This is a genomic window from Kribbella sp. NPDC050124 (assembly GCF_044460355.1).
Classification (GTDB): Bacteria; Actinomycetota; Actinomycetes; order Propionibacteriales; family Kribbellaceae; genus Kribbella.
Map to the genome: position 1 here is coordinate 105,222 of NZ_JBITJU010000024.1, position 25,752 is coordinate 130,973.

Here is a 25,752-nt window from a genome sequence, read left to right on the forward strand (position 1 = left end):
CAGATGAGATCCGCGCCGCTTCACCCAGCCGACTGGAACGGTTTCCAGTCATCCTCGCCTAGTACGCCGACGTGCGTCAAGCGCCCGTTCCGGACTTGTCCCCTTGCGTCAGAAACACCGACTTCACGGCCTCCAGGTACGAGTAGCCGCGGCCGACATCGGGTTGCAGGTAGCTGGACTCGGACCACTCGTTCCAGCTGTTCACGGTGATCAATGACGCCTGGCCGGGCCGGGCATCGATGAACTCGCGCGCTTCGCGCAGGAACCGCGCGAACGCATCGGCGGTCTCACCAGTGACCACGTTGTCGCGAGTGGCGGTGAACCTGCAGTTGTTGTCCCAACCGATCGTCACGTGCGGGACGTAGGCAGCCGAGTACTCCCGATCCACACGGCTCCACTCCTCGACCCCCCGCTGCCCGAAGAGCTGGTAGTCACCCTTGGGTTCGGTCACAAGACACCACTGATAGTGGGTGACGCTGTCGAGCCCCAGGGCCTCGACGAGTTCCGGACTCGTCGCATGCTCGTCTCCGTGAACAGCGGTGTCGGCTCCCTGGCGCCGACGAAGGATTCCTTGGAGATGTAGGCCGGGGAGACCGGCGGACACCGCGTACTCACGGAACCAGTCGAGCGCATCTCTGGCGACATCAGTACCGCCCAACCCATCGCAGAGATTCACCAGGTCGTAGATCGCGAACACCGGTTTGCCGTCGATTCGGTAGTAGCAATCATGCATCAAGTACTTCTCGACGATGCGAGCCGTCACCTTCTCGAACTCGGTTCGATCTACTCCGCCGCCCCAGACAACCTGCCGGTCGTGCGAGTTACGGAGATCCCAGACCGTCGGGGCGTCGTGGTTCGACCACATCAGGTAGAACTTCATTCGATCGTTGTTGGCGGCCCCGAGAAACCCTTGGTTCAGGCACTCCTCCAGGAACGGGCGGGAGTCGTACCAGTACCAGTCATAGATGAACACGTTCACGCCGTGGTCGGCCGCGGCGTTGATCTGCATCTCCATCACCCGCGGATCAGCCTCGTTGACATACCCCCAGAGGGGCCGTCGCGGCTGGTCGTGCCCGGGGTACTTCGGACGGGAGTCCAGGACGAGTTCCCACTCTCCCAAACCCCTGGCCCAGAAGATCCTGCTTCTCGGATCGTCGTGGAACGCCGGCCAGACGTAGGCCGCGACATCATAGGACGAGCTTGTCACCGCAGGACTCCCTTGTTCGCTTGTCGAGAAGCAGAGCCGTGTCGTCAGCCTTCAGGAGGTTCTGGAATCCGTTCCAGCCCAACGTTGCATCGCGACGGCAAGGTTGTCAATGGGCGCGAACGCAGCCATCGTTGACCGCAGCGGGTGGGGTGGGGCTGTACGCTGCCACCCGATCTTGGAAAGGATGGTCCGACGCCATGACCTCGAACTCGCAGGCACGTGCCGCGATGCGCCAGGTCGCGGACCGCGCAGGTGTGGCCGTGTCATCGGTGTCCCGAGTCCTGTCCGGTCACCCCGATGTGAGCGAGTCGATGCGGGCACGCGTCATGGCGGCGGTGGAGGAGTTGCGCTACGAACCCAACGTCCTTGGGCAGATGCTCCGACTGGGCGCTACGCAGACCATAGGCTTCGTCATCGGAGACATTTCCAACCCGCTGCTGTCCGAGATCGCACTGGGCGCAGAGACCGAGCTCGGACGAGCCGGGTTCTCCATGATCCTGACGAACTCGGTGAACGACCCCGCTCGCGACGCCAGCAACATCACCCTGCTGCAACGACGCCAGGTCGACGGCTTCCTGCTCTCGGTCGCCGACGAGACGAACGGGGAAACCGTCTCCGCGGTTGGCAAGCTGACGGCGCCCTGTGTGCTGATCGACCGCGAGCTTCCCCTCGAGGAGCCGGCCAGCGCGGTCCTGTCGGACCACGCGAGCGGTATCTCCGCAGCGGCCAAGCATCTCATCACGCTCGGCCACAAGACCATTGCTCTCGTCGCCGGCTCTCCGCACGTCAGGCCCGGCCGCGAGCGCATCGCAGCCATCGAGGACGTCGCCGCCCAGCGATCGGGAGTCCAATGCTACGTCCGGGCGGGCGCGTTCAACGCGACGCACGGCGCTGCCGCGACGCGCGATCTCCTGGAGGCGCGGCGGCCACCGACAGCGATCGTCGTCGGAGGCAACCAGATTCTTGCCGGCGTCCTCCGCGAACTCGCGGACCGGACACTGGAAGTCGGCACGGACATCTCGATCGTCACCTGCGACGACGTACCACTCGCAGGGCTGCTCCGGCCGGCGATCGCCACGGTACGCCGGGAACCGTACGAGATGGGCGCTGAGGCGGCCCGGCTGCTACTCGCCCGGCTGGGGGGCGAGCCTGCGAAAACGGTGGTGCTCCCCACGAGATTCGAGACCGCGGCCAGCTGCGCACCTCCGCGGCGGACACGCCGCTCCCCTGGTCGAGCGGCGCCCTGAATCGGCTTTCGTTACCGTGGCACGGCGTAGCGGCTCAGCGCTGACTCGTCGATCTCGATTCCCAGGCCGGGGGATGTCAAGGCACCGACAGTTCCGCTCGCCGTCGCGATGGGGGTCACTGGCAACTCGTGCTGCATCGGGTTCTCGAGCGGTTTCACCTCGAATTGATGGCAGTGCGGGGTCGCCAGCGAGAGGGCGATGCTCGCCGCGGTCGTGACCACGCTCGACCAAGCGTGTGCGTTGACCTCTCTTCCCGCGGCTCCAACGTGCGCGGCGGCGGCCAGCCATCCCGTCATGCCCTCGCAGCGACCTGGGTCGATGCCTACGACATCGACCGTTCCGCTGCCGACGATTCGCTGCACGCCCCGTGGTGTCCACTCGCGCTCGCCGTAAGCGATCCTCGTTCGTGTCCGGGACCGCAGTTCGGCGTACCCGCTCGGATCATCGGCACCCAAGGGCTCCTCGATCCAGGCGATGCCGAACTCCTCGAAGGCCAGCGTCCGGCTGATCGCCGTGCGAACATCCCAGTGGATGGACGCCCCCAGGTCAGTCATGATCGCTGGACGCGAGCCGAGTTCCCGACGAAGGGCGCGCACGAACGCGACGTCCCTGGCCGCGGACCGGCCGAGATCCGCCGCACCTCGCTTGCCGAAGCCCACCTTGATTCCGGTCGCGTTGTGCTGCTTCACCCAGCCGGCCATGGTCGCAGCCATCTCGTCGAGATCGCTGGACATCGCATGACAGCTGACCAGCACGGGCAGGGTTTCTTGTGCGACCCCGCCGATCAGGTCGACGACGTTGACTCCGGCCGCCTGCCCCGCCAAGTCCCACAGCGCGATATCGAGCGCGGAGATTGCAAACGCCGCGATGCCACCGTCGCCGTACCACCAGCTGTGTTGACGAAGAGAACGGTGCAGCGCAGCGTGTTCGGCCGGATCGTGACCGAGCAGCAATGGAGCAAGGCCGTCCACGATGGATGCAGTCGCGATCGTGGCCTCTGGCCACATGGTGACCGCTTCGCCCCAGCCCGTGAGGCCATCATCGGTTCGCATGCGGACGAAGAGCAGATGGCGCGTACCACCGGCGTCGTTCGGCTCCTGATAGGCAACCGGCAGTGCTGTGATCTCGGCGATTTTCACGGCCTCACCTCGAAGGCTCCGCTGGCCGCGCTGCGATAGGCGAGTTCGAGAGCCTCCACCGTCCGAGCCCCGAGTTCACCGGGAGCAGGGTTGTCAGAGGTACGGCCGACGGCGAGATCGACGAGGCGCTGCGCTGCCAGCGATCCGTCGTACGCGCCCTCACCTGATCGCACCGGCAACTCGCTCTGACCGGTATCCGGGCGGTACCGTGAGACGCGTTCGCGGAACACGTCGACGTGCAACTGCCCCTCGTTGCCAACCGCCTCGAGCGCCAGATGGTGCCTGTTGCCATCCGCACCGACATAGGCTGACGCACCGCCGACGCTGCAGACTCCGCCGCCGTCGAGAGACAGACAGATCGCATCGTGCAGCTCGACGGGCGCATCGAGCGGCGCGCTCATCAAAGCGAACGCGCCCCGGGCTCGGGCTCCGGTCAGGCTGAACGCGAGGGCGAGCGCATGCGACAGCTGGGCCTGGCCGTATCCGCCACCTGACACTGCAGGGTCGGTCCAGGTGGCCGAATCCGGCACGATGTCCCGGCTAGCGTCAGGGTAGGCACCGGTGTTGGACAGCAGTTCTCTCGTCTGCGAGGACATCGTCAACGATATCTGCTCGACCGGACCAATCCCCGACTCGCGCAGCATCGCCCGCGCCCGTTCGATCATCGGCGTGTAGTTCCAGCCGAACGATACGAGCAGGTGCCGCCCGGTTCGTGCGGCCACGTCGACGAGATCCCAGGCTTGTTCGCTCGTGAGGGTCAGCGGCTTCTCGCACAGGACATGCGCACCCACGCTGAGGGCGGACCGGACCTGCTCGTAGTGGACCGCGGTCGGGCTCGCCACGATGGCGATGTCGATCCCCTTCGCCAGGACGTCCTGGTAGTCCTCGCTCGCGAACCGGAAGCCGTAACGGTCCTTGATCCGGCGTAGTGCGTCACCGCCATACCGGCAGACGCCGACGAATTCGACGTCCGCCGCTCGTGCGGCCATGGCCGGCAAATGCGCGGCAACCGCCCACGAGCCGGCGCCGATGACACCCAGGCGAAGCTTCGTCATGGAGCGAACTCTCCTTGCTCGGATTGGCTGCTAGCATATCCTGGAACGGATTCCAGGAGGAGACCCTGATGACGCCTGATGCAGCGAACGTCGCTCCCCTCGCCACGAAACCCGCTGCCGAGGCCGACGTGCCACTGTCAGGACCGCGGATTCGTGCCATCGAGACGGTGCCCGTCCGAGCTCCACTCGCCCGCGAGTTCCGCGGCAGCTACTACCGAATGACCCACCGGGCCACCCTCGTCGTCCGTCTGCATACCGACCAGGGCGTGATCGGCGAGGCCTACGTCGGAGACGAGGACGCCACCGCCCGCGAGATCCAGTCCGTACTGATGAATGAGATCGCGCCCCGCGTCGTCGGGCTCGACGTGCTGGCAACCGAGCGCTGCTGGCAGGCCGGCTATCCGGCGACATTCGACATCCTGCGCGATCGGCGGATCGGCCTGGTCGCACTCGCCGCGCTCGACACGGCGGTCTGGGACGCCGTCGGCAAGTTCCTCGGTCAGCCGTTGTGGCGACTATGGGGAGGCGCGCGCAATCGCGTGCCGATGACCGCTATCGGCGGGTACTACGGCGAACCGCTCGGTCCCATCGAGGACGAGATCAGCTACTACCGCGACACGCTCGGCCTGGCCGGAATGAAGTTCAAGGTCGGCGGACGCTCCCCCGCAGTCGACGCCGAGCGCGTGTTGCGGGCACGAGCCGCTGCCGGTGCTGACTTCGTCCTCTGCATCGACGCCAACCAGGGCTATTCCGTGCCCGACGCGATCGACCTCGCGCGCCAGCTCGAGGATGCCGACATCCGTTGGTTCGAGGAGCCTGCCTACTGGGCCAACGATCGGCGGGCCCTGCGCGACGTCCGCTATCTGGGCGGTATTCCGGTGTGCGCCGGTCAGAGCGAGCTGTCCTCGGCCGGTTGCCGGGACCTCATGGAGGCGGGCGCTATCGACGTCTGCAACTTCGATGCTTCCTGGTCCGGCGGGCCGTCGGTGTGGCGACGAGTGGCTGCCATCGCCTCTAGCTACGACGTACAGATGGGCCATCATGAGGAGCCACAGGTCAGCACCCACTTGCTCGCCAGCATTCCGCACGGCACGTTCGCCGAATGCTTCCATCCCGACCGAGACCCGTTCTGGTGGAGTCTGGTCGCCAATCGGCCTGAACTCCACAACGGCGAGATTGCGCTCTCGGACCGTGCGGGGCTCGGCTGGGAGCTCGACTGGAGCTACATCGAGCGGCATCGGCTGGACAAGTGACCCGGCGACTCGACGACGGCCTCGCCGACGCCCGCGTGCTCGTGACCGGCGCTGCCGGCGGCATCGGTGCAGCCGTGGCATCGGCATTCGTCGCCGCCGGCGCCCAGGTCGTTGCTTCCGATCGGCGCCCCATCGGCGACCTGGCAGGCCTGCGCGGATCGTTCTCCACTGACATCCAGGACCTGCGAGCCATCCAACAACTCATCGACGACACAGTCGAGTTGCTCGGCGGGATCGACGTCGTCGCGCACATGGCCGGGATCTTGGTACGCCGTGACGATCTCGACGCCGTGACCGAGGACGACTGGGACCTGCAGCACAGCATCAACCTCAAGGCATCGTTCTTCCTCCTGCGCGCGGCCGCCAACCGCATGGTGGACCAAGGGACGGGCGGTCGACTCATCGCCACGACGTCCCAGGCATGGTGGACCGGCGGCTTCGGCGGCTCGGCAGCCTACGCGGCCAGCAAGGGAGGCCTGGTCTCATTGTGCCGGTCGCTTGCTCGCACCTATGGCGCTGCGCGCATCACGATGAACACAGTCGCGCCGGGGGCGATCGACACTGCGATGCTCACCACGGACCTACCGCCCGACGCGCTCGCATCGACCATTGCCAACACTCCGCTGCAGCGGCTCGGCCGGCCGGAAGAGGTTGCTGATGCGGTCCTGTTTCTCGCGTCCGCCCGAGCCTCGTTCATCACTGGAACGACGCTCAACGTCAGCGGCGGCTGGCTCGTCTACTGAGGAGCATCCGGAGACGTGGAATTCCTGGTCACCATCACTCAGGACTGGGCCACATTGCGCGATCAGCCGAACCTGGCTGAGCTTATCGAGGCTGAGCGGCGAGTGGGGCGCAGCCTCATCGACGACGGGACGATCCAGCGCATCTGGCGACTGCCGGGCCGACGATCGAACGTCGGCATCTGGCGTGCCGAAGACGCCACGGCACTCGTGGCAACGCTGGATCGCCTGCCGCTGCGGAACTGGCTCGATGCCGAGGTCACCCCGCTCGCTCTGCACGAACTGGAGCGACAGTGACCATCGATTCAGTCCACGTGCCAGACCTCTGCGGCCTGGATCAAGTCGCCGCCGGCATCGGTGTGCTGAGCCAGCACATCCTTGAACCACTCCGCCCACCGCGCGTTCACCTCGCTGCCACCTACACGGCCGAAGGCGGTCGCGGCGTCCGGATGACACTCGGCATAGGCAATGACGCTGGTTCCGCGGCGGAACAGCGAATAGTTGCGGATGCCGGCCTCCTGGATGGCGGCGACCAGCTCCGGCCAGATGTTGTCGTGACGCCGCTGATACTCCATCTCTTGTCCGGGGATGATCTCCATCAGGAAGCAGATCCGTTGCATCAGGATTCCTCGCCTTCCAGGCTGCCGGAGTCGTGTGGCCCGAGACTCTACTGGAACGGATTCCAGCCCGGAAGTGCTGCACGTCGCTTGCCATCGACCGCCTAGCTCAAGGAGTACCTGATGCACCTGTCCTGCGCCGACTACACCTGGCCGCTCCTGTCACATGCGAACGCGCTAGATCTCGCGCGGGCCATGGAGTGCGACGCGGTTGACATCGGGTTCATGACGAACCGCTCCCACGTCCGGCCCGAGGAGGTCCACGGGGCCGTTCCCTTCGCGGCCGGCGCTGTCCGGGAACGCACGCAGTCTAGAGGGCTCGCTATCGCCGACGTGTTCGCGATCCCGTTCACCGACTTCGAGACGATGGCAGCGAACAACCCCGATCCGGCTGAGCAGGAACGGTCACTGGCCTTCTTCGCCGACGCCGTCGAGTTCGCAGCGCTCGTCGGCTCTCCCGGCCTCACCACGCTCCCCGGCGCCGTATTCGGACACGACACGTTCGAGGATGCGTTAAGCCGCGCCGTCGAGGGGTTGAGCCGTCGCGTCGACATGGCATCGGCCCGCGGTCTGGCGCTGTCGGTGGAACCGCACACGGGATCGCTGATCGACACTCCGGAGAAGACCGAGCAGTTGCTCGACCTGGTACCCGGACTGCAGATCACCCTCGACTACGCGCATTACGTGTACGCCGGCGTCGAGCAGTCCCGCATCGATCCGCTGGTCCGGCACGCTCGGCATCTGCAATGCCGACCAGGTCGCATGGGCGACCTTCAGGTCGCGGTCTCTGAGGACGCGATCGACTGGCGCACCGTCGTCCGGTCGCTGCACAAGGCCGAGTACGACGGATACCTGGCACTCGAATACACCTGGCAGGAGTGGCTCGGCTGCAATCGCACGGACACGATCGCCGAGTCGATCCTGCTACGTGACCTGCTCCGCTCAGCAACTTCCGAGATCCGTGAGGCCACGACCTGATCAGGCGGCCGCGCACTACCGACATCGAGGTCATTGGCCCGCATCCCTCGAACTTGCTTCAGGCAACCTTGACACGGCGGGCATGCTTGGACCGTGGATGCCGAACCTTCAGGTGGCCACGCCAACTATGCAGATCAGGACGTCTGGCTGAAGTTGGAGGCCGTTTCAACGACGAACCCGGTGCGGGCCGGCATCCATGCCTCCTGGGTGCGGTGTGAGCCGGGCTGGGCCTGGCAGTACCGGCTGCCGGACTTCGACCTCTGGGCTGTCACGGAGGGGACCGGCACGGCGACGGTTGCCGGCCAGGTTGTCCGGTTGTCAGCTGGAACGATCCTGATGCTCCGGCCCGGTGACGAGATCGACGCCACGCAGCACGAACACAACCGTCTGAACGTCGGATTCGTCCACTACGACTACCCGGCTCCGCCTGCCGACGAGCTTCTCGCACCGCGTGTTGTGCGTCTGACGGAGCCATCTTCCGCCTGGGATCGGCTTCGCGCGATCATCAGCGCGATCCACCGTCGCGACAGCTCGGGGCCGGTCCAGGCCTCGACAGACCTGGCCGCTCTCTTGATGGAAGTGCACATCCAGGCAGCCCGCGCAGAAGGCGCTCTGCCGCCGCCGCTGGATCCACGAGTCCGCATCGCTGTCAACATGATCCGCTCGCGACTCGACAAGCGCCCGACTCTGGCCGAGACCGCCGCCGTCGCAAAGCTCGCGCCGGACACGTTCTCACGACTCTTCCATGCCGAGACAGGGCAGACGTTTCGAGCGTACTGCGTTGCGGCCCGGATGGAGCGAGCACGGGAACTCTTGTCAGAGACGGCCCTGAACGTACGGGAGGTCGCGCACGCATTGGGGTACGTCGACTATCGCCTTTTCGCCCGCCAGTTCGCACAACACAACCGGGGCTGTCCACCAAGTCGCTGGCGTACCTCCAGCCCCGGTTGAGTCCACACATCACCCCGTTCACGCCGTCGTACTCCGATGGCACCTTGCCCTACGGTCGATTGCATGACCACGCTCGACTATCCCAGCGATCTGTACCGATCCGACAAGCCGGCGACCTTCGTCGAAACGGTCGACCATGTTGGCGACGCCGACCTTGCGCGGTTCGCGACCGACGGCTACCTCGCCGTACGCAAGGTATTGAGACCAGCAGAGGTGACCGGCTTGCTGGATGCGCTGGCTCAGGTGCTGATCGATCCAGGACAAGCAGATATCCAGTACGAGTCCTGGGCAGGCGATCGTGTCGATACCGCCACCGGCATGGAGCGGATGGACTTGGTGCGAAGGTTCATGTGGTTCGTCAAGGAAGAACCTCGCCTCCACGCTCTGGCGACGGACGAGCGGATCCTGCGCGTCGTCCGCCGACTCGCAGGCAGTGCAGACCTCACGATGTTCCAGGACATGGCGCTGCTGAAGCCACCTGGCGGTGGACGCGAGAAGCCGTGGCATCAGGACAATGCGTTCTTCCCGTACGAGCCCGGAACGCCGATCATCGGGGTATGGATCGCCCTCGATGCCGCTACACCCCAGAACGGCTGCATGCACGTGATCCCAGGCAGCCACACCCAGGGGCCGGTCATCCACTTCAAACGTCGGGACTGGCAACTGTGTGACGAGGAAGTGGAGGTAGGCCGTGACACGGTCGTTCCGCTGCCGCCGGGCGGAGTCCTGTTCTTCCACGGCCTGCTGCATCACGGCACGCCGGCCAACCGGACCGACACTCGCCGCCGCGCCGTTCAGCTGCACTATCTGCCGGCCGGCAGCTCGGACATTCCGGAAGAGCGCCGGCTCGAGATCTTCGGCAGCGAAGGCAAGGACGTCACGTGCTGAGGATGGCGACGCAACCTGCTCGCAACGATGCTGGGAGGCCACGAGTCGCATCCGGGGCACTGTGAGCCCGGGACGCGATCTCGTGGACGCCCGCTCGATCGTTCGTAATCAGCCGGTGCGGTTCACGCCGGCGATCGCGTCCAGGCGCCAGACACTGCCGGAGTTGTTGATCTCGTCCAGGGTCGGACAGATCCAGCCGCCTTCGAGGTTCTCGTTCCACGCGTAGATGAGCACGGTGTCGGCCGCGGCGTTCGGCAAGTGCGTCTTGGTCCAATTGATGGCATCCGCCAGGTGCGCGGCTATCTGCTCAGGTGTCGCCTGCTGGGCCCAGTAGTCGTCGTCCTGCAGATAGGTGGTGTCCGGCTGCGGCCCCCAGGGCGCCGGGTAGTCGTGCCGGTCCCGCGGGTCCCACCCAGTGGTCACCGTCGGTACGACCTGTCCGGCGGCAGTCGCGTACTGGGACCACAGTGAGCTTTCGCCGACGGTGAGAGTGGAGTACGGCACCGCAGTGGATGACGGCACGGCTGCGTAGCGGCTGACCGCGTCGGCGCCGACCGTGGTCTTCAGATCCGCGGCGGTCTGAGCGGTCCAGCCCGTGACCACAACGTACGGATCGGCCAGCCCCGCCGCTGCTGCCTTCGACCGGATCGCCGTCACCCGATCGGCCGTGGCACCGGCGATGATGTAGACCAACGGCCGCCCGCTCAGCACCTTCTGGTAGTTCGACTCGGCCATGCGTGCGACGAGGACGGCCAGGTTCGCGTCGAAGTCGGCGCCGTACCCGAAGTTCCCGTCCAGGATGGCGCACCAGTTGACGAGATTCTTGTAGGCGCTGGACAGGTACAGGTCGCGGCTCTGCGTCATGGGCTGCGAGGGGTAGTAGTCGAACGCCCAGTAGTCGACCCCGGCAGCGCTGGCGTACTGGATCTCCTGATCCATGATCGCCTGGCTGGTGGCGTCGACGTTCACCGATTCGGTCACCTCGACGCTCACGTTGTCGACGTACAAGTCGGTACTCAGTGTCGGGTTGGTCTGGAACTGGATCTGGTCGAGTGCTGTCGCAGTGCCGAGGAACGGCACGTGATACGCGCCGCGGACGCCGTCGACGAAGATGTCCACCCATGGCGTCGCTGCTTCGGGTGGAGCCGGATCGACGATCACCTTCACGGAGTACCACGTGTTGTCCGCGATCGTCTGGATGACCTGCCACGCTCCGGACGAGGTCCGGTACGACAACTGTTTGCTGCCAGCAACCTGTTGGGTGGCGATGTCCACGATCGTAGTCGATCCGCTCGTCACCAGCGCGCGGGTCCATCCACCGGCAACCGTCTCCTTCCAGTCCCATTTGACCGTGATGGCGCGCGTCTGCGCCCCGAACGCGTGGCTCATCGTCGCCATGCCACCCGTCGTGGACCCATCGTGCATCAGCACGCTCTTGCCCGGTCGATCCGGCCCGTCCACGACCGACACCGAGCTTCCGGTCCCCGCCGATGTAGTCCATCCGGCCGGGGCGGCACCGGTCGTCCCGGTGTCGAAGCTCTCATTCAGGAGTGTTGGAGCGGCCACGGTGATGTCGGAGTAGAACGGCAACCGGAACCGGTACTGCGCGGGCGACAACATGCGATTCGCGCCCATACCGATCCGCCAGTCGCGGCCGGTGTACGCGTCCCAACGGATCGCCCCAACCAACGTACGGGCGGACTGTATCCCCTGCCCGTCGGCGACCGCTGGTAGAGGGGCGCCGGCCAACGCGACCCCACCCGTCAGCGCCGCGACCTTGAGGACATCCCGGCGACTCGGTCGGCCAACCGGCGCAGAATCTGACCTGCGAACAGGCATGACTCACCTCCGTGGTTGTCAAGCGGTGCGAAGTGCATCGGCGATCGCGTTCAGACGCAGAGGCCGGCCGGCGTAGCGCATCTCGTACAACGTCGGGCAGATCCAGCCACCCTCAAGGTTCTCGTTCCAGGCATAGATGAGCACGCTGTTCGCCGCAGTGCTCGGCGAGTGGGTCTTGGTCCAGTGGACGGCGTTCTTGAGGTGTGCGGCGATCTGTTCGGGTGTGCCCTGCTCGGACCAGAAGTCGTCGTCGGTCAGGTAGGACGTGTCCGGTTGTGCTCCCCAGGGCGCCGGGTAGTCGTGCCTGGGACGCGGATCCCAACCTGTGGACACGGTCGGGATGACCTGGCCGGCCGCCGCGGCGTACTCGGGCCACAACGCACTCTCCGCATCGGTGATCGAGGAGTACGGCGCACCCGGAGTCGCCGGCCCGGTCGCGTAACGGCTGACCGCGTCGGCGCCGACCGTGGTCTTCAGACCGGCTGCGCTCTGCGCCGTCCAGCCTGTGACCACGACGTAGGGATCGGCCAGCCCCGCTTCGGCGGCCTTGGTCCGGATCGCAGTCACCCGGTCCGCCGTGGCACCGCCGATGATGTAGACCAGCGGGCGACCGTCCAGCACCTTCTGGTAGTTGGATTCGGCCATGCGGGCGACGAGGACGGCCAGGTTCGCCCAGAAGTCATTGCCGAAGCCGAAGTTCCCGTCCAGAATGGCACACCAGTTGATCAGGTGTTTCTTGGCACTGGACAAATACAGTTCCCTCGCGCGACCAAGGGGTTGCTGGGGGTAGTAGTCGAAGGCCCAGTAGTCGATTCCGGCGTCGCTGGCGAACTGGATTTCCTGATCCATGATCGCCTGGCTGGTGGCGTCCGCATTCACCGACTCGGTCACCTCGACGCTGACGTTGTCGACGTAGAAGTCGGTCGCCAGGGTCGGGTTGGTCTGAAAGTGGACTTGGTCGAGCACCGCGGTGGTGCCGAGCAACGGCACGTGGTACCCGCCACGCACTCCGTCGACGAAGATGTCCGCCCACGGATCGGCGGCTTCGGGTGGAGCCGGATCAATGACGACCTTCATGGAGTACCAGGTGTTGTCGGCGACGGTCTGGATGACCTGCCATGCTCCGGACGGAGTCCGAGCGACCAACTGTTTGCCGTCGGCAACCTCACGGGTGACGATGTCCAGGACAGTCGTCGAACCTCCGGTCACCAGCACCCGGGACCAACCTCCGGCTGACGTCTCCTTCCAGTCCCACCTGACAGTGATGGCCCGGTTCTGGCCGGTGAACCTGCGGCTCATCGTCGCCAATCCACCCGCAGTGGACGTGTCGTGCAACAGAACGCTCCGGCCCGGCCGGTCCGGCCCGTCAACGACTCTCACCGTACTGCCGCTTCCGGCCGCCGCGATCCAGCCAACTGGGGCGGCACCCGTCACATCCGTGTCGAAATCCGCGTTGAGCAGCACCGGTGCGGGAACGGTGATGTCAGAGTAGAACGGCAGCCGGACCCGGTACTCCTCGGGCGACAGCATGCGGTTCGCTCCCATGCCGAACCGTGTGCTTCCGCCCGTGTACGCATCCCAGCGGATCGCCCCAACCAGCGTGCGGGGAGACCGTGGCCCCCGCCCCTTGCCAGCCGCGGATGTGGTGGCACCGGACAGGCCCAACGCGGCCCCGCCCGTCACCGCCGCCGCCACTTTGAGGACATCCCGACGACTCGGTCCACCACGCGCAGCAGAATCCGACCTCTCAACAGACATAACTGACCTCCAGAAATCTGAATCGGCGCTCACCAGATGGGCACCCCTCGGTCCGACGCACCCGCTCACAACCGTCCGCACAGCACCACGAGCACTCCGTGAGCCTGCGTGGAATTTGGTACCGGACACTAGCCACGGAACGCCGCGGCCGGGTAAGCCCCAGATTGAGCAATTGTGGGACATTCGTGACCGCACCAGGTGGACGGAAGCCTCATTCGCACTTTGCCCAATCCAGCCGATCATCGGGCGCCATTCACAACGAGCGCGTGGCACGGCGAGGCGTGGACCGAGTGGGAGTTGGTGCGACAGGCAAGGCTGACCCCGCCGTGCCGGCAGACCGATCTCCGGGCCGGTGTTCGACATCGGGAGGGCGGGCATAGTGATTCGATGCAAGAAGGCTCGAGGACACACGTCGCGGACCGTTCAAGAAGCGGTCCGCGCAGCTTGTGTCGAGGCTTGTTGCCCTCGGTGCGATTGGCCAAAGGGCGGCGCCAGCCGTTCAGGTCAGCAAGTTCCGCGATCCCCCGGACGTCGTTCGGACGGCGGGACAAGCGCGCGATCGCGTGCGTACCGCGATGACGTCACGCAATCAGCCGAACGACGGAAGTCACGAACGCGGGTTGCCCTCCCGACAAAGCTTCGCGACCGTTGCTGATTACAGTGCAAAGACTCTCCGACCAGATGCACATCCAACGGCGGGTCGGTCGCGCGAGTCTCAGTCTGCCCGTGAACGAGTCCTCAGCCGAAGACCTCCGGTGGCCGGCCAGATTGAACCGATCGCACATCGCGGAGCGATCACCGACGAGCGGCGGCGCGATCCACGGCAGGTACTTGAGACTACCGTTCGGGCGCGTCCCAGGGGTAGCGGGTTCGGCCGATGTCGGGCTGGGCATCCTTGAGCTTCGTGTGGGACGAGAGGCCCAGAAACAGGTCCAGGGACGGCACGGACACACCTCGGACCACCTTGACGAGCAGCTCGTTCCAGCCCTTGCGAAGGCCTGCGACGAAGGCCGAGCCGGGAGATCCTGACAGGTTGGGCCGGATCGGTGTGACCTCCCTCGTTCGATGCGTCTCGACACCGTTGAGCCAGACCTTGATCAACGAGTTGGCATCGACTGCGAGCCACACTTCGCGGTCCTCGGGTGCGTGGTAGAAGGTCTGCAGATAGGCGATCCCGGGCTCGGTAACCATTGCGGCCAGTTGGGTGTCGTAACCATCCACGGACCGTTCGATCCATTTCCCTGGACGGGACCGCGCGTCTGCTCCGGACTCAGGCGGTAGCGGCGTGTCCAGGGCTTCGGCGTCGGTTCCACCCGGGTGCGGATAGAACTCGCTGACCCGGTGGACATGACCGCCGGTCAGCACAAACGGGACGGGCTGGGGCGTCGGGCGGCCGATGAGCGACAGATCGAGCCGCATCCTGTTGCTGTTGCCAATCAGTCCTCTACGTACAGGTCCGAGTTGCCAGGTGAGACTGGTCGTTGCTCCGGGCGCCAATCTGATCCGCCGCGGTTCCGGCGCCGGCCAGCCGTCCGGGGTTGCGAGAGCAGCGGACACCTCGACCTCCTCCGCCCGAGGGTTCGTCAGCACCGTGACCACGGGGCGCGCCGTATCGGCGTGAATCACCGGCGAGTTCCCGTAGTCGATCACGACGTTCAGATCACGACCCGGATAGGCGGTCGTGCGACTGGTCGCCGCCAGGTCGCCGGCGAAGCCGGGGTCGGCATAAAGATCGGCGAGGGTCGTCGTCAGCACACCGGAAGCATCGAGCAGACCATGGTGGCGAAGTACGCGGTCCGCCACCCGCCGGATCCGGGTGGCCAGTTCGTCGAGCGTGCGCGGGATCGCGGACAGGTTCTTCACACCACCCCACGATTCGTTGGTCGCGATCGTGTCGCCGAGCGGCGCGACCCACCGCTCCGGCAGCGCACGGCTGCCGTAGATCAACCCGAGATAGCTGCCGATCGCGGCGCCGGACGAGTCCGTGTCGTAGCCACAGTTGACGGTCTTGCAGATTCCGTCACCGAAATCGGTCCCGTACAGCAGGCCGATCACCTGGAAGCCGAGGTTGATCGGTGAGTACTGCGCGACGTAGTGCGGCGTCGCCTTGCGGACCGCCTCGCGCGCCTGTCTCCAGTCCAGTCCGGCCGAGTGTGCTTCGAGCACCGCGCGGACGGCCCGCGCCGACGCGCTGCCGGACGGGAGGTAGGACAGGCCGATGTCGATCAACGTCGTCGGATTCTGGACGACGAACGCCGACGACTCGACCGCCGCGTTGAACACCTCGCCGTAGACGCCTTCGCCGCCGGCGTGATCGCAGATCGCGTCCTGGATCGCCAGCCGGGTGGCGACTCGTGGCGCTCCGGGCGCGCAACAGGCCCAGATCTCCGACCGGATCGGCGATCCCATGCAGTCGACGAACCAGTTGTTGTGCCATCCGCTCACCGGCGGCTCGAGCCCGAGCCGCAGGTTGCCTTTGGACAGCCCGTACTCGTCGAAGTTGTAGCCGATGTGGTCCAGCCAGTAGCGCGCGAGATCCCTCGCGGTCAGCGTCGGACCGACCTCCTCGAGCGCCAGCAGCCACGCGAGCTGCATCTCCAGGTCGTCGTTCGGCAGGCCGCCCTCGGCCAGCTCGGGGTACCACCAGACGTCGAACGGTTCGTCCCGGCCGTAGGCCTCCTCGAGTGGTGTGCCCAGGGTGCCGCCCGCGTTCTTGCCCTGCCAGCAGCCGTAGACGCGGTCGTAGTACTCCGCACTCGCGATGTCGAGCCGCATGTGCCTATCCCTTCACTCCGGTGACGACGATGCCTTGCACGAACCAGCGCTGGGAAACCAGGAACAGCAGGATGCACGGCGCCATGGCGACGGTTGCCGCGGCCATCATGAGCCCGTAGTCCTGGGTGCGCTCGCCGGCGAAGTTCATGACGCCGAGCGAGATGGGGAACTTCTCCTGCGACGTCAGGTAGACCAGCGGCATGAGGAACTCGTTCCAGTAGAAGAGGAACGCGAAGATCGAGACGATGATCATCGGCGGCTTCGACATCGGCAGGACGACCGTCAAGAAGCACCGGAACGTGCCGGCGCCGTCGACCTTGGCCGCATCTTCGAGCTCGCGCGGAATGGTCAGGAAGAACTGCCGGAGCAGGAACGTGTTGAACGGCGTCGCGAACAACGCGGGCAGCAGGATGGGCAGATACGTGTCGAGCCACCCGACATACCCGAACATGATGTACGACGGGATGAGCGTCGTCCACGCGGGAATCATGATCGTCGCCAGCATCACGAAGAACATCTTGTCGCGGCCGGGAAACCTCAGCCGGGCGAACGCGTAGGCGGCGAACGTGCTGCCGATCAGCGAGAACAGTACTCCGACTCCTGTGATCAGGACGGTGTTCAGGATGTACCGCAGGAAGGGACCGTCGCTGAGCAAGTCGGCGTAGTTGTGCCACTGCGGCGTCCGCGGCAGCCACTTGATCGGATAGGCGTAGATCTCCTCGGGAGTCTTCAGGCTCGTGGTCAGCATCCAGACGAACGGAAGCAGGAAGGCTGCCGAGCCGAGCAGCAGCACCGCGTAGGACACCGTCTTCCGGGTGGTCTCTGCGGACGAGAGCACACCTCGATACACCTGCTCCCTGGCACCGAACCCAGTCATCGCGACTCCCCTGCGTAGTACACCCAGGCCTTGGACGTCTTGAAGATGATCCCGGTGACCGCCACGATCGCGATGAACAGTACGACGGCCAGCGCCGACGCATACCCCAGACGCAGTTCCACGAACGCCCGGTTGTAGATGTTCAACGCGTAGAAGTAGCTCGCGTCGTCCGGACCGCCCTGGGTCATGACGTACGCCTGCGTGAACACCTGGAACGTGGCGATCAGCCCCAGAACGAGCTGGAAGAAGATCACCGGGGACATCATCGGAAGGGTCACGTGGCGAAGGACGCCCCACCAGCCGGCGCCGTCGATCCGCGCGACCTCGTACAGCTCCGTCGGTATCCCCTGCAAGCCACCGAGGTAGATGATGATGGAGGATCCGACGCCCCACAGTTGCATGATGACCAACGCCGGAATCACCCAGCGCGGGTCCTGCAGCCACGGAATCGGATCCAGCCCGAACAGTCCCACGAACCAGTTCAGTACGCCGTACTCCCGGTGGAACACGAAGTTCCACAGAATTGCCACCGCGACGCCGGAAAGCACCGACGGCAGGTAGTAGACGGTCCGGAAGACCGTGACGCCGGCCAGTTTCTGGTTCATCAGCATGGCCATCGCGAATCCGATAACCAGGCTCGCCGGCAGGTAGAGGATCGCGAACACCGCGGTGACCTTGACCGACTGCCAGAACAGCGGGTCGGCGGTGAAGATCTCCACGAAGTTGCCGAACCCGACCCAGCGCGGCGCGCCTTGTCCCTGCCAGTCGGTGAACGCGAGATAGGTCGCGCCGACGATCGGCCCGAGGGTGAACAGGACGAACCCCACAAACCAGGCCTGAACCCACAACAGACCCGTGGCGGCCTCACGGCGGGCCATCGGACTCCGCCGACGCCGGCGCACCGCATCCGGCGCCGGGGACTCGGCCGTGCGCTCGATCGGCGGCTCAGTACCGCTTCGCTGCAGTGTTCGCGGCATCCTCTACCCTCCGCAGAATCTCGGCCGGCTTGCCGGACACTCCGAGCGTCTTGACCTGGTTGTTCCAGGCCAGGTCAAACTCGGCCCAGAACTTGGGGTACGCCCAGTTGACGGCGTCCTCCTGCAGTTGCTGCAAGAACACTCCGACGTGCTTCGGCGGAAGGCCACCACCGGCGGCCACCTGCTCCCACTGCTTCGCCGACGACTGGCGCCCGGGGACGCTCCTGGTCACGTCCGAGATCAGCTTGTTCGTCGACTCCTCGTTGGTGATGAACTTGACGAACTTCCAGGCTGCTTCCTGGTTCTTCGACGACTTGGCGATTCCCCAGGCACCGCCGGCCGTCGAGACCTCGCGCTTCCCCGTCGATCCCTTCGGCAGCCGGAGGACGTCCCACTCGAACTTGCCGTTGACCGCTGCCCGCGTCTGCAACGTCGCCCACGACCCGTTGACGGACAACGGGAGCAGCTGCGAGGCGAACGGGTCGACACCCTTGGGAGTCGCGTCCGCAGTCGGAACGACGCCCTTGGCCATCTGATCGGCCCACGTCTGCAGGACCGCGACGTTCTGCGATGAGTTGACCACGCACTTCTTCAGATCGTCGCTGAAGGTCGCGCCGCCGTACGCCTTGAACACACCCATGGCAAACCAGTTGCCGGTGTTGATCCCGGCGCCCCAGCGTGTCTGCCGGCCACCCGACTTCCGGACGAAGTGGGAACCGAGTTCGAAGAAGTCCTCCCAGGACCAGTCATCGTTCGGTACCGGCACACCCTCGGCTTCGAACATGCTCTTGTTGATGTAGACCGCGAAGTTGGACAGGTCGTACGGCAACGCGTACACCGAACCGTCGGCAGTGAGCTGTGCGGTCTCGGCGGGCCAGAAGTCGTCCGGCTTGACCTCGGCCGAGTCGCGGGCGATCAGATCCTTGAGCGGGAGGACCCAGCCACGCGACGAGAACGGCCCGACGTCGAACGATCGCACGTAGAAGACGTCGGGCAGCCCGCCGCCGACTGCCGCGGTGTTGACCTTCGTGTAGTACTGCTGGCCGTCGGCGATGTTGAGCAGCTTGACCGCGATGCCGGGGTTGGCCTGGGTGAAGGCATCGACCCGCTGCTGGAACAGCTCGGTGTCCTCTTCGGTGTGGTTCGTCCACCAGTGCAGCTCCCCCGTGCCGCTACCGGCCGCACCCGTCGAGTCGCTGCCCGGCAATCCCTTGCCACCGCTACATCCCGACAGTGCGCCCCCAAACGTGAGTCCGAGACTCGCCGCCGCGCCGCCGAGCACCGCACGCCGGCTGACCGGACGATCGGCGAGACCGCCCTTCGAGGTTCTGATCATGTCTTCCTCCTGGTTCGTGTCACGGCAGAGTCGGTATGGGGCGCTCCTGTCGAATGGCGCAGAACCAACTCGGTCGACAACGTGGTGATGGCAGGCTCGCCGATTCCGTCGGTGAGCTGCCGGACGATCTCGGCCACCGCGATGCGGCCGAGATCCTCAGTCGGTTGCGCCACCGTCGTGAGCGGCGGAACCGATCGATGGGCGAGGTCGACGTCGTCGAAGCCGACCACGGACAGAGCCTTGGGCACTGGCCAGTCCAGTGCGTGCGCGCGTTGCAGAACCGAAACCGCCGTGGCGTCGTCCAGCGCGAAGATGGCCGTTGGCTGTTCCGGCAGCGCATGGAACCGGGTGGTCGCGTTCCAGCCGGTGTCACGGTCGACGGCACCGATGTGGACATACTCCCGCCGGATCGGAAGCCCGGCCGCCTTCAGTGAGGCTCGGTAGCCCCGATAGCGACCGCTCGACCTGCTGTTCCCGATGAAGGCGATGCGCTGGTGCCCCAGATCCACGAGGTGCTCCACGACCGCCCGGGCACCGACCTGCGTGTCGACGGTGAGCAGATCGAAGACGGTCGGCTTGGTCCGCAGACCAAGGCCGACTACCGGAATACCGGACTGACGGATATCCGCCAACCGCTCGACTAGTGCCGGGCTCGCCGGCGGCGTGACCACCAAGCCGTCCACGCCATGTCCACGCAACAGATCCACCGCCTCGATTGCGCGCTCAGGCATCCCCATCGTGTGAGCGATCAGCACGCCCAGCCCGTGTTCGCGCGCATTCTCCTGGATCGCCGTTGCGACCAGGGCCGTAAACGGATTTCTCAGGTCGGAGACAACGAATCCGATCAGACCGGTCTTCTTCGTCCGCAGGCTCGCCGCAGCACGCGAGGGAACGAATCCGAGCTCCGCGACCGCGGTCGCGATCCTGCGCCGTGCCTCCTTCCCGACGTACCCGTGCCCGGTGAGATAGCGCGACACTGTTCCGACCGAAACGCCCGCGCGCTTCGCCACGTCGTACGCCGTCACGCTCATCGGCCTCGTCACTCCAGTCGCGTCAAGATGTGTTATCGGTTACAGGTGTAATCGGTAACACTCCATCAGTCCAGATGCCGGCCTCTGGCATCGTTGACCACTTTCGGACGTCCGGGCCATGGCCCGCTGCGGCTATGGTTCGGTCGTCATGGGTGTGATGTTATTGACGGAGCACCTCGCGCACCTTCGCCTGGATTGAGCGAAAATAGGACGAAATTGGCCACCAGGCGGTACCGGCCGCCCTACGAGCGGACCGCGGTGTTCAACCCGGACGGCCTGCCTGTCTGGGCAGACCGCCACCGGATCCCCGCGGATGTGGCCGCACACGACCATGACTTCTTCGAGATCGCACTCGTCGCCCGAGGGCGCGGCTCCATATCGCGGCCGACGGCGATCACCCCATCAAGCCCGGCAGCGTGATCGTCGTACCCCCCGGTCAATGGCACGGGTATGCCCAGTGCGAAGGACGTTGTCGTCTTCGACTGCTTAGTCGCTCCGGAACTCATCGACAGCACGCCCCGCAACGTGGTCGGCCCGCTGTCGAGTCGCTGGTCGTCGTCACTGGCCCTGACGCGCATCGGTGTGATCGTCTTCACCACCGCCGCCGTGGTACTCGTTGCACAGAGCAACGCCAAGCTACTGAGTCTGATGACGAACCTGTACAGCATCGTCGGTGAACTCACCCCGGCCTTGTTCTTGTCGATGCTATGGCGTCGGGTCACCGCGGCCGGACTCGCCGCCGGTGCGATCTGCGAAGGCCTGATCGTCGCCGTACCGGCCCTCGGCTCCATCGCGTTGAAGGCAGTACCCGCCGGCACCGTCGTCGGCCTGCCGGCGCTCGTCGTCAACGTGGTCGTCGTCATCGTCGTCAGCCTGGCCACGAAGCCGCCGTCCGGCGCCGCGATCGACGTCGGGATCGTCGACTCGTCCCGGCCGCCGTCGAGGCGGCTGCCAAGGCCGGGTTGGGCCATTGACCTCCACAGACCCCCGGAAGGGACGGATACGCCGGGCGATGCGCCCGGCGTACCCGTCCCTCGTTCTGGATCGTGGTGCGGTGACTGTGACACGGATCAGGGAAATCCGGACGCTGCGCGGCATGACCGTCCGGCAGCTCGCCGACCACTCCGGGGGCTCTTCTGCCCTGATCAGCCAGGTGAAGCGCGGCGTCACCGACCCCAGCCTGGAGACCATGCGCCGGATCGCCGGGGCGCTCGACACGCCGATGTTCAGCCTGTTCCAAGACGGCGACGACGGCCGAACCGTCGCGCGCTTCGTGCTCAGCGTGACCCCACCGAGCTACTGACCGCTGGCACCGGTCTCGGCCGTTCCACGACGTCATCGAAACCCTTGGCTCTGATTCCGATCACAGCTACTGCGCGCCAACACGCCGCCCCCGCGCTCAGGCGACGGTGACGGTCAGCTCGCGCTTTGTTCGCTTAACCGACACCTTGGCAAGGCACCCAGCTTGTTTCAGGCGATTGGCGATCGCCAGATGGCCGCCGATGTTCGGGAGGGTCACCTCGGCGCCGGACGTTGCCAGATCGGCGTACGGGCCGCGTGCGGCGACCAAGACCGCGAGCGATCGGACGGGGGTGATGGCATCGCCCAACTGGCTGACGAGTTCGACGACCGAGGGGCCGTCGCCGGTTACACGCGCGATGCGTTCGAGCTGATCGGGCTCTACAGGAGTGGCTGATGCTGCGGCGAAATGGGCAGCGGCCTGCAGCGCGTCGCGGTGGTCGGAAGGAACGAACTCGGGTAGGCGGCGGACGATAGTCGTCTTGAGCTTGCCGTCGATCGCCGAGTCGGCGAGTGCGAGAGCCACCATCTCTTCGTCCAGGATCTCCGGGGTAATGAAGCCGGTGACGTTCGTGGAGCGCTGGATCGCGTAGCTGAGTGTCGGCCACTCGGCGGCGTGGAATCGCCGGAACAGCTCGATGGAGTCCTCGCAAACCCGATGCTCGATCAGCTGGCCGAGCAGATGCCCCTCCTCGGGTGTGATCGCCGACGGGGTGATCCATGTCGTCAGCTTGAGAGAGGAGACGAGTGCGACTCGATCCTGGGGAGCGGGAATCGTCGTAGCGCTGTTCAGGATCCGCTCGGCAAGCTGCAACTCGGCGGCGTCCTCACCGCCCGGCTGCCGCCCGCTGACCTCGATCCGGCCGGCGTCGACCAATACGGCTGCCAGATCGTCGTCGATCCCGCCGACCTCGTCGGCGTACCGGACGACGTTGTCGAGAGTCACCGGAAAGCGCCGAGCCCGCGCGAGCGCCGGCCACATCGTCGTCGGCACGTTCGCCAGATCGGCGACTTCGCAGCCATGCGCGGCACGCCGGAATGCTTCCGCTGCGAGATCCGGTTCCCAATCGGACAGGTCCGTCACGACCTCCTCGAACGTGGTCGGATCGAGGACTGCCGCTGTGGTCGTATCGTCCTCATCCATCGAATGGAGATATCCGTGGGGATCCAGACAGCACCGCTGATAGACGTCATCGCTGATCATCCGGATCGCGTCGAGGCTCAGCGTGTCCGGGTCCCCCAACGCCGTCCTCAGGTTGGCAGCTGTGACTGGATACTCGCCTTGCTGGATGACCACCTCCAGGACGGCAGGATCAAGAATCGCAAGATCGACGATGACCACATGAGCCCGTCGGAGCGTCCGAACCGCGTTCGCTGCCAGCGTCTCGTCGATCGACTGGGTGAGGCAGTCCAACTGCTCGTAGTTGTTCCGTAACCACGCCGCTACCGGCTCATCGAGCTCGTACTTCGTCGAGTGCGCGGAATGCTCGAGCGCCGCACTGACCAGCGCCAGTCGACGCTTGCGATCCAGGCTGAAGGTCTCGATCAATCGCCGGAACATCGACGGCCATACCTCGACCAGAAGGGAGACTGCTCTGCATGCCTGGGATCCGCGAGCAAGGTAGGAGCCGAGGAACGCATGTTCGGCGGGGCCGTCGAGTCGGGCGATACGCCCGAGGACCATACCCGCACCGGACTCGTCCTCGGCCAAGAGGTAGTCGAGGATCGCGATGTTGTACGCAGTGTCCTGATCGAGGAAATCCGCCCGCGTCTCCCGCAGGACGCTCGCGATGTCGTCGGCCCGCGGGAAGGGGTAGTTCGTATCCGGAGTGCCGGTCTGCACATGCTGGACGATGAAGTTGAGCGCCGGAAGCGAGAGCCGGTCGCCGTAGTACTGCGCGACGTACAGCGCGAAGTTCTGATCGATGAAGCCTTCACGGACCAGGTCCCGGGCGATCTCCGAGCGGAGGATCTCGCCGAGCAGCTCGTCGAACGAGACCTCGCCGCCGTCCTGGCTGACGGTGAACTCGGGGTGCCTGGCGAGCGTGGCGAACTCGGGTCGCCGAAGGAGATCGACCTCTGCGTTGAGCCGATCGCGCTCGGCCTCAATATCGCCCTTTTCTCGCGTGTCCCAGTCCTCCCTCCGCAGGTCCTGTCTGAAGAGTTCCTCCACCTGCTCGAAGGCGAGGTCCATCGTCACGGGCGATTGATGCCGGGCGCTGAGGACGGCTCGGATCCCGCTGCCGGTCTGCAGCAGCGCATGCCAGAACTCGCCAGTGACAGCGGCGGCGTCATAGGTCACTCCGCCGATCGCGTACCTGGTGAGACCGTAGTTCGGATACAGAATTCGTCCGATGGATTCGACATACCACCGCAACCTCGCGGCGAAGTCCGTACTCTTCTGTTCGAGCAGGTCCGCCAGCGCCTCACCGTCGTCGATCTGCCCAAGGCGTGACCATCGTCGGGCGATCGATTCGTCGACCAACTCTCGGCTCGCCCGGTACAGCGAGTCCAGGTCGCTTCGCCCGACCTGGATTTGTTCGAAGTCGGCGAGGTGGATGTTCTTGTAGACCATCAGTGCGAAGACCGAGTCGGGTCGGAGGTTCTCCACCCCGTGCTTCGCGGTGATCAGTCTGGTGGCGAAGACGGCGTACTCGTTGCGGATGTTCTTCAGCAGGCGCATGTCGGTAATGTGCCGTGCGGTCAGGTCGATCAGCTCCGGTGACACCGGAAGAAGGGCCTCCTCCTTGAGCAGCCGGGTCAGCAGGTCACGCGAACTGCGATGCGTGATGAACGGGACCACCGGGATGACCAGGTCGAAGAACTTCGTCCGGTTGGCCCGTACCGACTCGGCCTCAGCGGCGTCGCCGTTCATCTCCTTCGTGTCCTTGCCCAGCAGCTCGAAGATGCTGTCCTTCAGTGCGTAGACGAACCTGACCGTCTTGCCCTTCACGACACCGGCGGCGTTGAGCAGCGAGTTCAGCTCGCGCAGTGCTTCGAAGATCCGCGGGTCGTTGAATCTGTCCAGGTCCTCGAAGACGACGACGTCGACGGGCGTCGACTCGAAGTAATAGACGATCTCGTCGAGGTACTGGTCGAAGTAGCTGGCCTGCTTCTCGCTGAGCGCGATGGAGGCGCCGGCCGCGGACACCGACGCGACAACCCGGTTGTGCACGGCGAGCCGAATCCAGGTCAATGCCGCGATCGCGAGTGCGGCGAATGCGGCCAACGCCGCCACCCGGACCGGCCACGCGCGACTGCTTGACCACAAAGCGACCTCCGGGAAGAGGTTCAGGAACCGGAGCAGACCTCCGACCACTGCAAGCTGCACTGCCGAACTGATGACGGCCCGTGGCACACTCAGCGACTCGATCCTCCGATACCGCGACTGCGGCAGATCTCGAGGCGGCCGGCTGTGCAACAGCTGCTTCACCAGCTCTTTCTCGATCTGGTTGGTCCCCGACTCGCCCTTGTCGTCCAGCCCGAGCGTCGACAGCGTCAGCATGAGCACGCGATCGCCGTGCATGGCACTGAACTCGGTCAACACACTCGATTTGCCGGCGCCATAGCGACCGGTCAACGCGATGTTCCGGATGGAGTCGTCCTCGAGGGCCTGGGTGAGGCCTTCGACGTACCCACCGTGCTGAGCGGAGTCGTACGCGGGCGTCAACGGCACGAGACTCGGCACGGCAGCGCCGGAGCTCGCGCTGCCAGCCCTTCCCCCGATGCTGCCGAACGCAGGCCATTTCAACTTCATGTTCTTCCATCCCCGATCGCGCAGCGGA

General features: G+C 65.5%; 21 protein-coding genes. 8 read left to right on the forward strand and 13 right to left on the reverse strand.

Annotation, left to right across the window (positions count from 1 at the left end):
• Positions 1 to 76 precede the first annotated feature (76 nt).
• Positions 77 to 1,207, reverse strand: coding sequence for a glycoside hydrolase family 99-like domain-containing protein (locus ACIBL3_RS37740; protein ID WP_396358713.1), 1,131 nt, complete (start codon positions 1,205 to 1,207; stop codon positions 77 to 79).
• A 197-nt stretch (positions 1,208 to 1,404) separates the two neighbouring features.
• On the opposite strand from ACIBL3_RS37740, the gene ACIBL3_RS37745 reads away from it, so the two are divergent.
• Positions 1,405 to 2,454 (forward strand): LacI family DNA-binding transcriptional regulator, encoded by a 1,050-nt coding sequence (locus ACIBL3_RS37745; RefSeq protein WP_396358714.1) that lies wholly within the window; start codon positions 1,405 to 1,407, stop codon positions 2,452 to 2,454.
• Positions 2,455 to 2,465: 11 nt separating this feature from the next.
• Here ACIBL3_RS37745 and ACIBL3_RS37750 read toward each other — a convergent pair whose 3' ends face one another.
• Together ACIBL3_RS37750 and ACIBL3_RS37755 are read right to left on the reverse strand one after the other, a co-directional pair.
• Positions 2,466 to 3,593 (reverse strand): mandelate racemase/muconate lactonizing enzyme family protein, encoded by a 1,128-nt coding sequence (locus ACIBL3_RS37750; RefSeq protein WP_396358715.1) that lies wholly within the window; start codon positions 3,591 to 3,593, stop codon positions 2,466 to 2,468.
• Positions 3,590 to 4,648 carry a Gfo/Idh/MocA family protein gene (locus tag ACIBL3_RS37755; protein ID WP_396358716.1) on the reverse strand — a complete coding sequence of 353 codons (1,059 nt, stop codon included), beginning with the start codon at positions 4,646 to 4,648 and terminating at the stop codon, positions 3,590 to 3,592. Before ACIBL3_RS37755 ends, ACIBL3_RS37750 begins: the two co-directional genes overlap by 4 nt.
• A gap of 68 nt (positions 4,649 to 4,716) precedes the next feature.
• On the opposite strand from ACIBL3_RS37755, the gene ACIBL3_RS37760 reads away from it, so the two are divergent.
• The 3 genes from ACIBL3_RS37760 to ACIBL3_RS37770 are packed head-to-tail and all read left to right on the forward strand — an operon-like array spanning position 4,717 to position 6,938.
• Positions 4,717 to 5,901 (forward strand): mandelate racemase/muconate lactonizing enzyme family protein, encoded by a 1,185-nt coding sequence (locus ACIBL3_RS37760; RefSeq protein ID WP_396358717.1) that lies wholly within the window; start codon positions 4,717 to 4,719, stop codon positions 5,899 to 5,901.
• Positions 5,898 to 6,644 carry an SDR family NAD(P)-dependent oxidoreductase gene (locus ACIBL3_RS37765; protein WP_396358718.1) on the forward strand — a complete coding sequence of 249 codons (747 nt, stop codon included), beginning with the start codon at positions 5,898 to 5,900 and terminating at the stop codon, positions 6,642 to 6,644. The genes ACIBL3_RS37760 and ACIBL3_RS37765 overlap by 4 nt, the downstream gene beginning before the upstream one ends.
• A gap of 15 nt (positions 6,645 to 6,659) precedes the next feature.
• Positions 6,660 to 6,938, forward strand: a complete 279-nt coding sequence (locus tag ACIBL3_RS37770; protein ID WP_396358719.1) for a muconolactone Delta-isomerase — start codon at positions 6,660 to 6,662, stop codon at positions 6,936 to 6,938.
• A gap of 8 nt (positions 6,939 to 6,946) precedes the next feature.
• Here the strand turns inward: ACIBL3_RS37770 and ACIBL3_RS37775 are convergent, their stop codons facing one another.
• Positions 6,947 to 7,261, reverse strand: coding sequence for an L-rhamnose mutarotase (locus tag ACIBL3_RS37775; RefSeq protein WP_396358720.1), 315 nt, complete (start codon positions 7,259 to 7,261; stop codon positions 6,947 to 6,949).
• 120 nt (positions 7,262 to 7,381) lie between these two features.
• Here ACIBL3_RS37775 and ACIBL3_RS37780 point away from each other — a divergent pair, with 120 nt between their 5' ends.
• From ACIBL3_RS37780 to ACIBL3_RS37790, 3 genes are all read left to right on the forward strand, one after another.
• Positions 7,382 to 8,236: a sugar phosphate isomerase/epimerase family protein gene (locus tag ACIBL3_RS37780; protein ID WP_396358721.1), complete on the forward strand. Its 855-nt coding sequence runs from the start codon at positions 7,382 to 7,384 to the stop codon at positions 8,234 to 8,236.
• A gap of 93 nt (positions 8,237 to 8,329) precedes the next feature.
• The gene (locus tag ACIBL3_RS37785) at positions 8,330 to 9,187 is read left to right on the forward strand and encodes a helix-turn-helix domain-containing protein (protein WP_396358722.1); all 858 of its coding nucleotides are present in this window, start codon (positions 8,330 to 8,332) and stop codon (positions 9,185 to 9,187) included.
• 63 nt (positions 9,188 to 9,250) lie between these two features.
• Positions 9,251 to 10,075: a phytanoyl-CoA dioxygenase family protein gene (locus ACIBL3_RS37790; RefSeq protein WP_396358723.1), complete on the forward strand. Its 825-nt coding sequence runs from the start codon at positions 9,251 to 9,253 to the stop codon at positions 10,073 to 10,075.
• Between the two features lie 108 nt (positions 10,076 to 10,183).
• Here ACIBL3_RS37790 and ACIBL3_RS37795 read toward each other — a convergent pair whose 3' ends face one another.
• The 8 genes from ACIBL3_RS37795 to ACIBL3_RS37830 form a co-directional block, all read right to left on the reverse strand.
• Positions 10,184 to 11,914 carry a twin-arginine translocation signal domain-containing protein gene (locus tag ACIBL3_RS37795; RefSeq protein WP_396358724.1) on the reverse strand — a complete coding sequence of 577 codons (1,731 nt, stop codon included), beginning with the start codon at positions 11,912 to 11,914 and terminating at the stop codon, positions 10,184 to 10,186.
• An 18-nt stretch (positions 11,915 to 11,932) separates the two neighbouring features.
• Positions 11,933 to 13,459, reverse strand: coding sequence for a hypothetical protein (locus ACIBL3_RS37800; RefSeq protein ID WP_396358725.1), 1,527 nt, complete (start codon positions 13,457 to 13,459; stop codon positions 11,933 to 11,935).
• A 1,050-nt stretch (positions 13,460 to 14,509) separates the two neighbouring features.
• Entirely contained in the window at positions 14,510 to 16,447 is a 1,938-nt protein-coding gene (locus ACIBL3_RS37805; protein ID WP_396358726.1) for an ADP-ribosylglycohydrolase family protein, read from the reverse strand.
• Between the two features lie 4 nt (positions 16,448 to 16,451).
• Complete coding sequence (locus tag ACIBL3_RS37810) at positions 16,452 to 17,324, reverse strand: carbohydrate ABC transporter permease (protein ID WP_396358727.1); 873 nt, start codon at positions 17,322 to 17,324, stop codon at positions 16,452 to 16,454.
• Positions 17,321 to 18,202, reverse strand: coding sequence for a carbohydrate ABC transporter permease (locus ACIBL3_RS37815; protein WP_396358728.1), 882 nt, complete (start codon positions 18,200 to 18,202; stop codon positions 17,321 to 17,323). The genes ACIBL3_RS37810 and ACIBL3_RS37815 overlap by 4 nt, the downstream gene beginning before the upstream one ends.
• A 67-nt stretch (positions 18,203 to 18,269) precedes the next feature.
• The gene (locus tag ACIBL3_RS37820) at positions 18,270 to 19,637 is read right to left on the reverse strand and encodes an ABC transporter substrate-binding protein (protein ID WP_396358729.1); all 1,368 of its coding nucleotides are present in this window, start codon (positions 19,635 to 19,637) and stop codon (positions 18,270 to 18,272) included.
• On the reverse strand, positions 19,634 to 20,668 hold the full coding sequence (locus ACIBL3_RS37825) for a LacI family DNA-binding transcriptional regulator (RefSeq protein WP_396358730.1): 1,035 nt from the start codon (positions 20,666 to 20,668) through the stop codon (positions 19,634 to 19,636). The genes ACIBL3_RS37820 and ACIBL3_RS37825 overlap by 4 nt, the downstream gene beginning before the upstream one ends.
• Positions 20,669 to 20,910: 242 nt before the next feature.
• A complete protein-coding gene (locus ACIBL3_RS37830) occupies positions 20,911 to 21,639 on the reverse strand; it encodes a hypothetical protein (protein ID WP_396358732.1) in 729 nt (242 codons plus the stop codon).
• Positions 21,640 to 21,722: 83 nt separating this feature from the next.
• Here ACIBL3_RS37830 and ACIBL3_RS37835 point away from each other — a divergent pair, with 83 nt between their 5' ends.
• Positions 21,723 to 21,971: a helix-turn-helix domain-containing protein gene (locus ACIBL3_RS37835; protein ID WP_396358733.1), complete on the forward strand. Its 249-nt coding sequence runs from the start codon at positions 21,723 to 21,725 to the stop codon at positions 21,969 to 21,971.
• A gap of 96 nt (positions 21,972 to 22,067) precedes the next feature.
• Here the strand turns inward: ACIBL3_RS37835 and ACIBL3_RS37840 are convergent, their stop codons facing one another.
• Positions 22,068 to 25,724: a hypothetical protein gene (locus ACIBL3_RS37840; protein ID WP_396358734.1), complete on the reverse strand. Its 3,657-nt coding sequence runs from the start codon at positions 25,722 to 25,724 to the stop codon at positions 22,068 to 22,070.
• Positions 25,725 to 25,752: the final 28 nt, after the last annotated feature.